This window comes from Blastococcus sp. CT_GayMR20 (assembly GCF_004570345.1).
Genome location: NZ_SPQM01000004.1, coordinates 1 through 12,961 on the forward strand (window position 1 = coordinate 1; position 12,961 = coordinate 12,961).

11 protein-coding genes, 2 tRNA genes and 1 pseudogene are annotated in these 12,961 nt (G+C 73.5%); 7 read left to right on the forward strand and 7 right to left on the reverse strand.

All coding sequences use genetic code 11. The features are described 5' to 3' along the window. From E4P40_RS29460 to E4P40_RS01745, 4 genes and pseudogenes are all read right to left on the reverse strand, one after another. A partial coding sequence (locus tag E4P40_RS29460; protein ID WP_348519633.1) for an ATP-binding cassette domain-containing protein occupies nt 1-384 on the reverse strand: 384 nt, incomplete at its 3' end. A gap of 183 nt (nt 385-567) precedes the next feature. Then, nucleotides 568-930: pseudogene (locus E4P40_RS29465) on the reverse strand (glycosyltransferase); the annotation flags it as partial. Nucleotides 931-1,094: 164 nt separating this feature from the next. Beyond that, complete coding sequence (locus tag E4P40_RS01740; RefSeq protein ID WP_135156926.1) at nt 1,095-1,595, reverse strand: MarR family transcriptional regulator; 501 nt, start codon at nt 1,593-1,595, stop codon at nt 1,095-1,097. Between the two features lie 41 nt (nt 1,596-1,636). Beyond that, complete coding sequence (locus E4P40_RS01745) at nt 1,637-2,608, reverse strand: hypothetical protein (protein ID WP_135156928.1); 972 nt, start codon at nt 2,606-2,608, stop codon at nt 1,637-1,639. A 225-nt stretch (nt 2,609-2,833) separates the two neighbouring features. Here E4P40_RS01745 and E4P40_RS01750 point away from each other — a divergent pair, with 225 nt between their 5' ends. Beyond that, entirely contained in the window at nt 2,834-4,114 is a 1,281-nt protein-coding gene (locus E4P40_RS01750) for an alpha-hydroxy-acid oxidizing protein (protein ID WP_135156930.1), read from the forward strand. A 340-nt stretch (nt 4,115-4,454) separates the two neighbouring features. Here the strand turns inward: E4P40_RS01750 and E4P40_RS01755 are convergent. The 3 genes from E4P40_RS01755 to E4P40_RS01765 form a co-directional block, all read right to left on the reverse strand. Then, nucleotides 4,455-4,527 (reverse strand) — tRNA-Arg (locus tag E4P40_RS01755). A 20-nt stretch (nt 4,528-4,547) separates the two neighbouring features. Beyond that, nucleotides 4,548-4,636: transfer RNA gene (locus E4P40_RS01760), tRNA-Ser, on the reverse strand. Nucleotides 4,637-4,729: 93 nt separating this feature from the next. Then, nucleotides 4,730-5,938 (reverse strand): MFS transporter, encoded by a 1,209-nt coding sequence (locus tag E4P40_RS01765; RefSeq protein ID WP_135156932.1) that lies wholly within the window; start codon nt 5,936-5,938, stop codon nt 4,730-4,732. Between the two features lie 103 nt (nt 5,939-6,041). Between E4P40_RS01765 and E4P40_RS01770 the strand changes: the two genes are divergently transcribed. From E4P40_RS01770 to E4P40_RS01795, 6 genes are all read left to right on the forward strand, one after another. Beyond that, a complete protein-coding gene (locus tag E4P40_RS01770) occupies nt 6,042-6,572 on the forward strand; it encodes a CGNR zinc finger domain-containing protein (protein WP_135156934.1) in 531 nt (176 codons plus the stop codon). Nucleotides 6,573-6,703: 131 nt separating this feature from the next. Then, nucleotides 6,704-8,140, forward strand: coding sequence for a phosphatase PAP2 family protein (locus E4P40_RS01775; protein WP_135156936.1), 1,437 nt, complete (start codon nt 6,704-6,706; stop codon nt 8,138-8,140). A 169-nt stretch (nt 8,141-8,309) separates the two neighbouring features. Next, on the forward strand, nt 8,310-9,551 hold the full coding sequence (locus E4P40_RS01780; RefSeq protein ID WP_135156938.1) for a hypothetical protein: 1,242 nt from the start codon (nt 8,310-8,312) through the stop codon (nt 9,549-9,551). A gap of 138 nt (nt 9,552-9,689) precedes the next feature. Beyond that, entirely contained in the window at nt 9,690-11,195 is a 1,506-nt protein-coding gene (locus E4P40_RS01785) for a sugar transferase (protein WP_135156940.1), read from the forward strand. Between the two features lie 115 nt (nt 11,196-11,310). Further along, a complete protein-coding gene (locus E4P40_RS01790) occupies nt 11,311-11,859 on the forward strand; it encodes a DoxX family membrane protein (protein ID WP_135156942.1) in 549 nt (182 codons plus the stop codon). Next, entirely contained in the window at nt 11,856-12,905 is a 1,050-nt protein-coding gene (locus tag E4P40_RS01795) for a PHP domain-containing protein (RefSeq protein WP_135156990.1), read from the forward strand. Before E4P40_RS01790 ends, E4P40_RS01795 begins: the two co-directional genes overlap by 4 nt. Nucleotides 12,906-12,961 lie beyond the last annotated feature (56 nt).

Sequence of the window (12,961 nt, forward strand, 5' to 3'; positions counted from 1 at the left end):
CGCCAGGTGTGCTTCCAGTTGCGCCACGCCTTGCTTGTCGAGGGCGGTGAACGGCTCATCGAGAATCCACAGCGGCGGCCCGGCCAGGTGCAAGCGGGCCAGGGCCACGCGGCGCTGCTGGCCGGCCGACAGGGTGTGGCAAGGCACGTCTTCGAACCCGCGCAGGCCCACCGCCGCCAGCGCCGCGGCGGTGACCGCGGTGTGCTGCGGACGGCGGCCGAGCGCGGCATCGGCCCGCTTCCGCCAGTCGGGTCCGTGCAGCCGGCGCATCAGGACGTCGTCGGCGTTGCCCGCCTGCACCCGCACGCTCACCCAGCGGTCGGTGGGCCGCACCGGGTGGGTGATCCAGCGCTGCCCGCGGACCAGTCGCGCCCCCGTGTCCATCACGCGCAGCGCCAGGTCGGAGTCCTCGCGGAAGGCGCGGGGGAAGCGCTCGTCGAAGCCGCCGACGGCCGACAGGGCCGCCCGTCGGTAGGCGAGGTCGGCGGTGATCCAGCTGCTGGTGGCCAGCCCCGCGGTGCCGCGTTCCCAGTCGGTGGGCCGGCGGTCCTCCGGCAGGGGAACCCGCACCCGGCCCTGGCTGCCGGCGACGTCGGCCGGGAGGTCGGCGAGGTCGCGCTCGAGCTGCTCGTACCAGTCGGGGTCGGGGACGACGTCGTCGTCGAGGAAGGCGATCCACTCGGTGCGGGCCGTGCGCCAGCCGAGGTTGCGCGCCCCCGCCGGTCCACCACCGCCGGTACGGACGACGCGGACGGGCGGCAGACCCGGGCGCTCGGGGCGCAGTGGCTCACCGGACGGGCGGTCGTCGACCAGGATCAGCTCGGCCGGGCGGGGCCCGGAGGCGGCGGCCAGCACGTCGAGCAGGGCATGGAGTGATGGCCGGCCGACGGTCGGCACGACGATGCTGCTCCTCGGGAGCGCCCCCAGCACGATCAACTCGTGCCCGCAGCTGTTCCGGCGGAAACACTACGGGCTCGAAGCGTTCCCCGCGGGCGGCCGGATGATGATCAGGTCACCTGATCATCAGGGGTCCTGGCTCAGTGTCGACGGTGACCCAGGACCCCACCAGGTGAGCCAGGTGGGGGAACCGACCGTCAGGGGCGCGAGCGGGTGGCTGACGACACCCGCGCCAGGGCGTCGGTGACCACCGGGGCGTCGTCCCCGAGCCGGGAGAGCAGGTGGGCGACGAGGTCGTCGTGCGTCCGCGCGGCCTGGCCCACCTTCTGCCGCCCCGCCGGTGTGAGGCGGGCGTGCAGCAATCGGCGGTCGCCCCCGCCGCGCTCCCGCAGGACGAGTCCGTCGGCCACCAGGCGGTCCACCGTGCTGGTGACCCCGGCCCGCGACAGCCCGACCGCGTCGGCGACCTCACTCATGGAGGCGCGCTCCCCCGGCGACTCCGCGATGCGGCGCAGCGCCTCGAAGCCGGTGAGCGAGAGAGAGTGCTCGCGATGGAGCGCCGAGTCGACACGCCGCGTGATGCGGTCGTGCACCTCCACGATCCGCAGCCACGTCTCGGCGGCGCGGGGAGCGACTCCGGGAAGGTCGCCGGCGTCCCTGGGGACGCCGCGCGCGAGCGCGTCCTCGATCGGCTGCACGGAACCGTGGTCCCCGCTTCCCGAGCGGCCGAAACCGGGATTCAGGCGTGCCGGAAGGGCCGGGAACCGCGCACCGTCGACCGCTGCCGGCCGGCGACGGAGACCAGCCCGGCCATGGTCGCGACGAGCGCCACGGCGGCCGCGGTCAGGGGCACCAGGTCGCCGATTCCGTCGTCCGTCACCGGCGTCTCGGAGCCCGCCACCTGCAGCTGGAGGGGAGCGACGACCTCCGACTCGTTGCCGACCAGGTCGAGCGTCGCCGCGCCGGACGACGTCCGGGCGGGGATGCGGACCTCCGCCTGCACGGTGCCGTCGGCTCCGGCGGTCGCCGTCCCCAGGACGTCGTCGCTGCCGTGCAGCTGGAAGGTCACCAGCTCGCCGGGCAGAAAGCCCGCCATCTCGACCGTGAAGGTTCCGCCGGGGCTCACCTCGCGGGTCCCCGCACCCGTTCCGCCGCCGTCGGCCGGTCCGGGGACCGCCGTGCCGGAGGGGCTTCCGGAGGGCTGGGGCGTCGTCGACGGAGCCGAAGGGGTCTGGCCCCCTGCGCTGCCGGTCGGGGTGGGCGGGGCGACGGTCCCCGACGGCGTCGGCTCGGGGTTCGTCGGCGCCGCGACGGCCTCGCAGTCCTCGAAGGTGGGCCGGGTGAAGCTGTACTCCTCGAGCTCGTCGACGTAGCTGAACCCGGAGCCGTCGCGGGCGCTGTACTCGAGGCGGCCGTCGATGGTCTCGCCCCAGTCGACGTCGTCCGTGCGCAGGACCACCGTCTCCCCGGGCGCGAGAACGGCCTCGTCCTCCCCCGAAGGGTTCCGCGTGGTCGCGAGGCGGACGGCGTACGGCGCGGTGCCGGCGACGACCTCGACGACCAGCCCGCCCGGGCGGCAGCTGGGCCCGTGGGTGACGCGCGCGTCGGGCCGGGAGGGGTCGTCGATCGCGGCGGCGGGCGCGGCGGTGACGACCGCGGCGCCGAAGAGAAGGAGGACGAAGTTGCCGACGATGACGCCGGAGACGGTCATCCGAGACGTTCTGGCCGACACCGCCCGGGTCTGGACGGCGCCGCGCTGGATGGTGCTGATGCTTGCTCCCCCGGACCGCAGTACTGCTGTGCGCACAGGATGACGGAAGTGACGCATCGTTGCTAGCCCGTTACAGGTGTGGCGGGCGTGTCGTCCGGCGTGTCGCGAAATTGTCCCCTGCGGACCGGACATGCTCCCCGCCACGGGTCTCACTACGGTGTCCGGGTGACCGAACCAGGAGCGGGCCGGCGTCGGCAGAACGAGGTCTACAGCGCGGGCGTGTACGGCCACCTCCCGCGGGTCCCGGTCGCCGCGCGGAAGCTTCAGCGGGCGGCGAAGAAGGCGCTGAACGCGCGCGCATACTCCTACGTCGCGGGTGGTGCCGGCGACGAGGTGACGCAGCGGGCCAACGAGGCGGCGTTCGACCGGTGGGCCGTCGTCCCCCGTGTGCTGCGGGACGTGAGCCGCCGCGACACATCCGTCGAGCTCTTCGGACGCCGTCTCCCCGCGCCGCTGCTGCTCGGCCCCGTCGGGGCGCTCGAGCTGGTGCACGACGAGGCCGACCTCGCCGTCGCGCGGGCCGCGGCCTCCGTCGGCGTGCCCACGGTCTTCTCCAACCAGGCGTCGGTCTCGATGGAGGAGTGCGCGGCCGCGATGGGCGACGCCCCGCGCTGGTTCCAGCTCTACTGGTCGACGTCCGACGAGCTGGTCGAGAGCCTGGTGGGACGGGCCGAGGCGGCAGGCTGCGAGGCGCTCGTCGTCACGCTGGACACGACGATGCTCGGCTGGCGGCCGCGCGACCTCGACCTCGGGCACCTGCCGTTCGCGCTGGGGAAGGGCATCGCGCAGTACACGTCGGACCCGGTGTTCCGTGGGCTCGTCGAGCAGCGGGCTGCGTCGGCAGGTGCGCGGGAGCCGCAGCCCCGCCCGACGCCGGCGGCGGTGCGGGCGCTGATCGGCATGGCGAAGGCCTGGCCGGGCTCGTTCCGCGACAACCTGCGGTCGCCGCTGCCCCGGGCCGCGGTGGAGACGTTCCTGGGGATCTACTCCCGGCCGTCGATCACCTGGGCGGACCTGGCGTGGCTGCGGTCGAGGACGCGGCTGCCGATCCTGCTCAAGGGCGTCCTGCACCCGGACGACGCGCGGCGGGCGCTCGACGAGGGCGTGGACGGCGTCGTGGTGAGCACGCACGGCGGCCGGCAGGTCGACCGCTCGATCTCGGCGCTGGACGCCCTGCCCGACGTGGTGGCGGCCATCGACGAGCGGGCGCCGGTGCTGCTCGACAGCGGCGTCCGCACCGGCGCCGACGTCTTCACCGCGGTGGCGCTCGGGGCGCGCGCGGTGCTGCTGGGCCGGCCGTTCGCGTGGGGACTGGCGCTGGCGGGCGAGGAGGGCGTGCGGCAGGTGATCTCCGACGTCATGGGCGAGTTCGACCTGACGCTGGGGCTGACCGGGCACACCGCCGTCGACCAGCTGTCACCGGAGATCCTGCGCCGCGTCGGCTGAGCCCGGCCGACCTGGGGTGACACGCCCGGGGAGGATCGACACACCGGTCCGGGTTGACGCGACGGTGTGGCCGGGGTCACAGTTCGGAGGGGCGGGAGAGCCGGCAACAGAGTGGCTATCCACTGCTGGATAGACCGACCAACGCGGCCAGACCGTCAGGCCCGGCCTCCCGCCCCCACAATCTCTCCCGACGCCCGCATCGCGGGCGTCGTTCGTGCTCTACGGGTGCTGCGGGACCCCCGAAGCGCGAACAACACCCCCGAAGCACTCCGCGTCCGGACGACGAAGCGGCCCCGCACTTCCGTCGAAGTGCGGGGCCGCTCGGTGTCTCAACCAGACGTGCACCCGAAGGGATTCGAACCCCTAACCTTCTGATCCGTAGTCAGATGCTCTATCCGTTGAGCTACGGGTGCCTGTGTTTAGTTGTCGTGCGCGGAGGCTCCGGGATTTGAACCCGGGATGGGGATTAACCCAAACCGCATTAGCAGTGCGGCGCCATAGACCGGACTAGGCGAAGCCTCCCGGGGTCCGAGTCGCCTCGTAACCACCGAGGAGAAAGACTACCAGCGGCCCGGAGCCCCCTCCGAGCCCGGGTCCGAGCTCCCGCGAGCTGCGTCAGGCGGCGATCGGCTGTCGCGGACCCCGGGCCGGCACGTCACGACGACGGCCGGGGACCAGCGTGATCGCGACCGCGCCGGCCGCACCCGCCGCAGCGAGCGCCAGGCTGCCGCTCACGCCGAACGGACCCTCGATGAGTCCGCCGCCGACCGCCGCGCCGATCGCCGAGGCGCCGACCGCGATCGTCGACAGCCAGGTGAACGCCTCCGTCGTGGCGTGCTCGGGCGCCATTGCCCCGACCAGCGTGTTCTGCACGGTCAGCGTCGGGGCGATCGCCGTCCCACCGAGGAACAGCAGCACGCCCAGCGCCCACGGGCTGGAGATCCACGCCAGCGGCGCGAGGCCGATCGTCACCCCGAGCAACAGCAGCCGGTACTGCCGGGGCAGGGAGATGCTCAGCACGCGCGCCCCGAACCACAGTCCGCCCACGACCGAGCCCAGCGACCACACCGCGAGGAGGACGCCGGACATGCCCGGCGACCCGGTCTCGTCCGCGAACGCCGGGATCGCGACCTCGAGGGCACCGAACCCCAGCATCAGGGCCGACCCGCTGAGCAGCAGCCGCGGCATGCCGGGTGAGAGGACCGTCGAGAACAGGCCGCTCCGCGGCCCGGCGACCGGCACGTAGGCGCGGGTGGTTCGCGACGTCGCGATTCCCAGGGCGCCACCGACGCCGAGCGCCGCGGCCAGGCCCAGCGCCAGCGCCGGGGTGGCGAGCACCGCGAGGACGGCGACCAGCGACGGCCCGACGACGAAGACGAGCTCGGTCGCGGTGGCGTCGAGGGCGAAGGCCGTCGGCCGCACCCGGACGTCGACCCGCGACCACAGCGCCCGCACCGTGCCCGACACCAGCGGCGTGGCGGTGCCGGCCAGACCGGACGCGGCGATCACCGCGAGGGTCGGCGCCCCGCCGAGGACGACGGCGACGAGCAGCGCGAGCAGGAGCGGGTAGGCCGCGGCCTGGGCGAGCAGGATGGTGCGGGGGCCGCGGCGGTCGGCCAGCCGCCCCAGGACCGGGGCCATGACCGCCGACGCGATCCCCAATGTGGCTGACGCGAGCCCGGCGACGGCGTAGGAGCCGGTCTGCTGCTGCACCATGAGGAGCAGCGCCAGCGGCACCATGGCAGAAGGGAGCCGCCCGGCGAAGCCGGACAGCAGGAGCACCGGGGCGGAGGGAAGCCGCCACACGGTCAGGTACGCACGCACGTCAGTACTCGTCTCACCTTGCAGGGAAAGGAATTCGTAGGGGGTGTAACACAGTTGACCCCCTACGCAGTCCCGAGGCTATCACCCATCGGTAGGGAGTCACATGGATTACGACACCTACGGGTCGAGCGCGATCGAGCTGGCCATCGAACTGGCCAACGTCGAGCGCACGGATCCGGAGTGGGCACGTGCCTTCCTCAGCTCCCACGACGACTGGTTCACGCCCGGGACGAACTTCGACCTCTCCCCCGGCGAGACGCACCGGGCGGCGACCACGGCCCAGTTGGTGCGCGCCGTCGCCCTGGCACGGACCCAGGACGAGGTCCTCGAGCGGCTCAACGAACTGCTGGCCCTCGCCCGGCCGCGGCCTTACGCGACCGACCACGACGGCGAGCTGCACCTGCACTACGCGCGTCCCGACGCCCCGGTGCTCGAGCAGCTCACGACGACGGTCGCGATGGGCCTCTCGCAGGTCGTCGTCCAGCACGGCTGGCAGCGCCTCGGCGTCTGCTCGGCGGAGAACTGCGACGACGTCTACGTGGACACCTCGCGCAACGCCAGCCGTAGGTACTGCTCCAACACCTGCGCCAGCCGGTCGACGGTCGCCGCCTACCGCGCCCGCCAGAAGGCCTGACGGGCCGCCTGATGATCAGGTGACCTGATCATCAGGGCTCCTGGCTCACCATCGACACTGAGCCAGGACCCCCCACGATCAGGTGACCTGATCATCAGCGGGCACCCGCAGCGAGCACTAACGTCCGGCGGGTGTCGAACCCCCGGCTCTGGGATGCGCGCCTGCACGCGTTCATCGGCCGTCTGCCCATGACACGGGCCGACCACTGGCTCCGGCGCCTCTCCACCGCCGCGAACCACGGCCGGCTCTGGATCGTCCTCGGCGTCCTCCTGGGTGCACGGAAGGGCCCGTTGCGGCGGGGTGCGGTGCGCGGGCTGGGCTCGATGGCGTTCTCGAGCTTCGTCGTCAACGCCGTCCTCAAGCGGTTCTTCGGCCGGGTGCGGCCGGACCTGGAGAACCTGCAGACCCACCGCCGGCTCCGCCGGGAGCCGGGCAGCCTCTCCTTCCCCAGCGGGCACTCGTCGTCGGCGGCGGCGTTCGTCACCGGCCTGGCGATGGAGAGCCCGCTCGCCGGCGCTGCGCTGGCGCCCGTGGCTCTGGGCGTCGGCTACTCCCGCGTGCACGTGGGCGTGCACTACCCGGGCGACGTGGTCGCCGGGCTCGCCGTGGGCGGCGCCGTGGCGGTCGCGACCCAGCACTGGTGGCGGGTACGGCCGAAGGACCCCGCGCGGGTGCGCAACGCCCACGAGGCACCCGCTCTGCCGGAGGGCGAGGGGCTCGTCGTCGCGGTCAATCCGCGCTCGGGTCCCGACGACTACGACCCGAAGGCCGACATCGAGCGGATCCTGCCGCGGGCGGAGGTGCTCGAGACGACGCCGGACGTCGGCGTCGACGAACTGCTCCGCGAGGCAGCGGAGTCCGGCCGGGCGAAGGCGCTCGGGGTCGCCGGCGGCGACGGCAGCGTCGCGTCGGCCGCCACGGTGGCCCTGGAGCACGGGCTCCCGCTGGCGGTCATCGCGGCGGGGACCCTCAACCACTTCGCCCGGGACGTCGGCCTGGAGACCCCGCAGGACACCGCGGACGCCGTGGTCTCGGGGCAGGCGGTCAGCGTGGACGTCGCCGACGTCAACGGCACGCCGTTCCTCAACACCTCGAGCATCGGCGCCTACCCCGACATGGTCGACCGCCGTGACCGGTTGTCGGGCCGCATGGGCAAGTGGCTGGCGCTGACCGTCGCGGCGGCACAGGTGCTGCGCACCCAGGCACCGGTGTCCCTTCAGGTGAACGGCCGGCCGCTGAAGGTGTGGATCATCTTCATCGGCAACTGCCTCTACACACCCCGCGGGCTCTCCCCTGCCTGGCGGCCGCGGCTGGAGGACGGGCTGCTCGACGTCCAGTACCTGCGCGCGGACCTGAGGTTCGGCCGCACCCGCGCGGTCCTGGCCACGCTGCTCGGGGTCAGCGAGCACACCCGCAGCTACGGCCACTTCACCGCCGAGGAGGTGCGGATCGTCTCGCGCTCCGGGCCCCAGGTCGTGGCTTTCGACGGCGAGATGGGTGAGAAGGCAACGGAGTTCAGCTTCCGGAAGCGCACCCGGCTGACCGTCTACTGCTGCCGGACCGACTGAACGCCGCCTGCCACACGGGTGGGATTTCGGCACGCAATCGACCGTTCAGGTCACGGACGGTGAGGCCTTGCCGCGCTGCGTCGTGGCGGTCGGTTGGCAGGGACAACAGGTCTTGTCGATGGCCTCCGCGACGGTCAGGGTCCGACTTCCTGAAGCCCTCGGGGGGAACGTGTCCGTCCACGCCAGCACGGAGCAGGCGCCCGGTCGAGCAACCCGGCCGGTCACGCCTCTCGCTGGCTGGGGCCCCGGTACTTCTCCCACCTGGCACCGGCGGGCCCTGCTCGTCGCCGCCCTGCTGCTCGGCGTGTGGGCACTGCTCGCCACCTGGGACGCACCGGCCCACGCCGACGAGCCGGTCGCGCAGGCCTGCGACAGCCACACCCCACCGCCGTTCGACCAACCGCCCGCCGCCGACCCGGCGCCCGGGCACGGATCTCCCCCCGTGGACGGGCCCCCGGGGAAGCCCGCCCCGCAGTGCGGCACACCCGACCAGCCCCAGCCGCAGCCCGAGCCCCGGCCCCAGCCGCCCCTGTCCGACCCGGCCCCGAACGACACCGAGCCGGTCGCACCTCCCGAGGTCCCGGTCGAGGCCCCGGAGCAGCCACCGCCGCCTGCGCTGCCTCCGGCACCGCAGCCCGCGCCCGAGACCGGCGGAACGACGGACCCCCCGGCGGTGCCCGCAGGCCAGAAGAAGCCGGCGGACCCCCCCGCGGAGGACGACGGAACCGGCGTGATCGCCCCCGCAGCGGACACGGTCACTCCCCCTGCGGGCACCGTCACCGGGAGCACACCCACTGTCGATCCGACAGCCGACGCGGCGGTCACGGAGCAGGCCGCCCCAGCAGTGGCGGGGGCTGCTGCGGTCGCCGAGACGGCAACCCCCGCGGAGACGGCAGCCCCCGCGGAGACGGCGACCCCCGCGGAGACGGTCGCCCCGACGGTGCCAGCGGTGTCCACCCCGCCCGCGGTCCCGGTCGTCGGACCGGAGATGCCGTCCCCGTCCGACGTGTGCAACATCGGGCAGCCGGCCGCCGAGGAATTCGTCGGCCTCCTGACGAGAGCATCGGTCTCCCCGACAGCCTCGGCCGCCGGGAGCACCTCGACCAGCACCGGGACCGTCGAGCCCGTGGCGACCGTCGCGCCCAGCGGCACACCGGTCGGGTCCTCCGTCCCGCTGTCCCCGGTGAACCTGCCGGCACCCGCCCCGGCACCGGCGTCCGCCGCCTCGGCCTCGGCGTCCGCGGGCACGACCGGGTGCGGCAACGGCCACAGCGAGCACGTCGACGTCACCTACGCCGTCGTGGACGGCGGATCCGTGATCGCGGATGCGCAGGCATCCGTCGGCACGAGCAAGGGTGTCGCAGGAGCGGTCGTCGGCGGCTCCGACGACCCGGGAGTGCGCCCCGACTGACGGCGGTGACCGGCGCCCTCGCGCGTCGGCATCCCCTGCCGCTCCCCTCGGCCACGGGCCGCCTCACCACGGCGTCCTTCTCCCCTTGCACCCCCGCGCTCGCGGACCCCCAGCGCATGCACGTCGAGGAACACTCAGATGAGTTCAGCCAACTTCTCGCAGGACAGCCTGCTCCCGCTGAGAGCGGTGGCGGACGCCACGTCCGCCGTCAGCCGCGCGGCGCGCGGTGCCGGGGCACTCGAACGGCACGCGTGGCGCGACGCCTACGTGAGCCGCCTCGTCCTCTTCGACCTCGGCTGCGCCTTGGTGGCCATCGCGGCGGCCTACCTGGTCCGCTTCGGGCCACCGGAGGCCTGGACGGCGCCCGCGACCCTCATCCTCACCGTCGCGCTCCCGGGTGTCTGGCTCCTCGCCCTGCTCCTCCTGCGCTGCTACGAGGAGAAGTTCCTGTGGGAGGGGATGGAGGAGTTCCGCCGGGTCATCGTCGCGGCCCTCCTGCTCCTGGGCGGCATCGCCCTGGTCTCGTGGGCTGCGGTCCTCGAGCTGTCCCGCGGCTTCGTCCTCGTCGCGCTGCCGCTGGCGACCGCGCTGACCCTGGTGCACCGCGGGCTGCAGCGGGAACGACTGCGCCGGCAGCGGGCGAAGGGGCGGTTCCTGCAGACCACGCTCCTCGTCGGCCGGCCCGAGGGCATCGCGGCGCTGCACGAGCAACTGCGGCGTGAGTCCCACTACGGCTACCGGGTCGTCGGCTGCTGCCTGCCCGCCACGGGGGCGGGCAGTCGGTCGTTCGACGGACTCCCGGTACTGGGAGGGCCGGACGACGTCGCCGACGTCGTCCGGCGGTTCGGCGTGGACACGGTGGCGGTCCAGCCCTCCCCCGAACTGGACGGCGCGGCGCTGCGCCACCTGGGCTGGGAGCTGGAGAAGGACCGGGCCAATCTCCTGCTCGCCCCCGCGGCGACCGAGCTGGTCGGACCGCGGTTCCGGATCCGGCCGGTTTGCGGGTTGTCCCTGCTGCAGATGGAACGGCCCGAGCTGCGGGGAGCCCGCCGCCTGGTCAAGTCGACGTTCGACCGCACGGGCGCGGCGGTGCTGCTCCTCCTGCTGGCCCCGGTCCTGGTCGCGAGCGCCCTGGCCGTGAAGCTCGAGAGCCCGGGACCGGTCTTCTTCAAGCAGCAGCGAGTGGGCCGCGACGGGCGGCTCTTCCCGATGGTGAAGTTCCGCAGCATGGAGGTCGGTGCCGATCGCGTGCTCGACCGGCTGGCGCCGATGAGCGACGGCAACGGGGTGCTGTTCAAGCTGGTCCGCGACCCGCGGGTGACCCGCGCCGGCAAGATCCTCCGGCGCTACTCCCTGGACGAGCTGCCGCAGCTGTTCAACGTGCTGAAGGGCGACATGTCGCTGGTCGGCCCTCGTCCGCCCCTGCCGACGGAGGTGGCGAGCTACGGCGTCGACATGCGCCGGCGCCTCCTCGTCAAGCCGGGCCTGACCGGCCTGTGGCAGGTGAGCGGCCGCTCGAACCTCTCCTGGGACGAGTCGGTCCGTCTCGACGTCCACTACGTGGAGAACTGGTCGCTGCTCCTCGACCTGATGATCCTGTGGCGGACCGTGGGCGCCGTGCTCCGCGGGGAGGGCGCCTACTGACTCTGCCGGGCGAGCGTCCGCGCAGGTGGCTACGGTCGTCGCAGGGATTGCCCGGGCGGTCGTCCGGGCAGTGCACGTCCGATGCACGCCAGGTCATCGAGGGAAAGAGGTCACCATGCTGGTCCGCCGGATCGCCCGGCCGTTGCTCGCCGCCCCCTTCGTCTACGGCGGGATCAGCACCCTGCGCAAGCCGCAGGACCGCGTCCCGGGCGCGCGCCCGGTCGTGGAGAAGATCGCCGAGACGGCCGACAAGCAGCTGCCCGTCCAGGTGCCCCGCGACGTCCAGCAGTGGGTGCAGGCCGACGCCGCCGTCAAGGTCGCCGCCGGCGCCCTCTTCGGGCTCGGCAAGCTGCCCCGGCTGACCGCGCTGGTCCTGTCGGCCTCGGTCGTGCCGACGACGCTCGCCGGGCACCGCTTCTGGGAGCACACCGACCCGACCGAGCGCTTCGGGCAGATCTCGAACTTCCTGAAGAACGCCGGCCTGCTCGGTGGTCTGCTGCTCGCCGCCGTCGACACCGAGGGCAAGCCGTCGGTCGGCTATCGCGCCCGCCGGGCGGCCAAGAAGGCGGCCAGCTCGACCGAGAAGAGCTTCGAGAAGGCGCAGCAGCGCGCAGCCAAGGCCCAGAAGAAGGCCCAGAAGCGGGCGAAGAAGGCCAAGAGCTGAGCACTCCGCTCCCGCCCGCGGCCGCGCTCCGGAGGATCGCCTTCCTCCTGGAGCGCGCCCGCGAGCCCAGCTACCGCGTCTCGGCGTTCCGCACGGCCGCCGCGGTGGTCGACGGCATGAGCGACGACCAGCTCGACCTGAAGATCCGCACGAACACGCTCAAAGACCTCAAGGGCGTCGGCCCGAAGACGGCGGCCGTCGTCGTCCAGGCGCACAAGGGCCAGGTGCCCGAGTACCTCGCGAAGCTGGAGGAGGCGCACGCCGAACTCGTCCCGATGGCGGACGACGTCGCGGAGTTCCGGGCCGCCCTGCGCGGCGACCTGCACACGCACTCGGACTGGTCCGACGGCGGCAGCCCGATCCGCGAGATGGCCGAGGCCGCGATGGCGCTGGGTCACGAGTACCTGGCGCTCACCGACCACTCCCCGCGGCTGACCGTCGCGAACGGGCTCTCCCCCGAGCGGCTGGAGAAGCAGCTCGACGTCGTGGCCGCCCTCAACGAGGAGCTCGCCCCGTTCCGGATCCTCACCGGCATCGAGGTCGACATCAACGTCGACGGCAGCCTCGACCAGACCGACGAGCTGCTCGGCCGCCTGGACGTCGTCGTCGCGAGCGTGCACTCCGACCTGCGCGCGGACGCGAAGAGCATGACCGCGCGGATGCTCACCGCGGTCGCGAACCCGCACACCGACGTCCTCGGGCACTGCACCGGCCGGCTGGTCATCGGACGGCGGCAGCGCGACGGCACGCAGAAGCCCCGGCCGGAGAGTCAGTTCGACGCCGAGGCCGTGTTCAGCGCCTGCATCGAGTTCGGCACCGCCGTCGAGATCAACTCCCGCCCCGAGCGCCTCGATCCGCCGAAGCGGCTGCTGTCCCTCGCCGTCGACCTCGGCTGCGAGTTCGCCATCGACACCGACGCGCACGCCCCCGGTCAGCTGGACTGGCAGTACAACGGCGTCGAGCGTGCGATCGAGACCGGGGTGCCGGTCGAGCGGGTCGTCAACAGCCGGACCGCCGACGATCTGCTCGCCTGGACCCGCGCGTAGCTGTCCCGCTCGGCTGCACCGGCCTCCGCGCCGCCGTCGGGCCGGCCCACCCCCCT

Excerpts from the sequence above, each read along its gene's own strand:
- E4P40_RS01785 (WP_135156940.1), top strand. The coding sequence starts at position 9,690 with ATGAGTTCAGCCAACTTCTCGCAGGACAGCCTGCTCCCGCTGAGAGCG.
- E4P40_RS01790 (WP_135156942.1), top strand. The coding sequence starts at position 11,311 with ATGCTGGTCCGCCGGATCGCCCGGCCGTTGCTCGCCGCCCCCTTCGTC.
- E4P40_RS01745 (WP_135156928.1), bottom strand. The coding sequence starts at position 2,608 with ATGACCGTCTCCGGCGTCATCGTCGGCAACTTCGTCCTCCTTCTCTTC.
- E4P40_RS01770 (WP_135156934.1), top strand. The coding sequence starts at position 6,042 with ATGGATTACGACACCTACGGGTCGAGCGCGATCGAGCTGGCCATCGAA.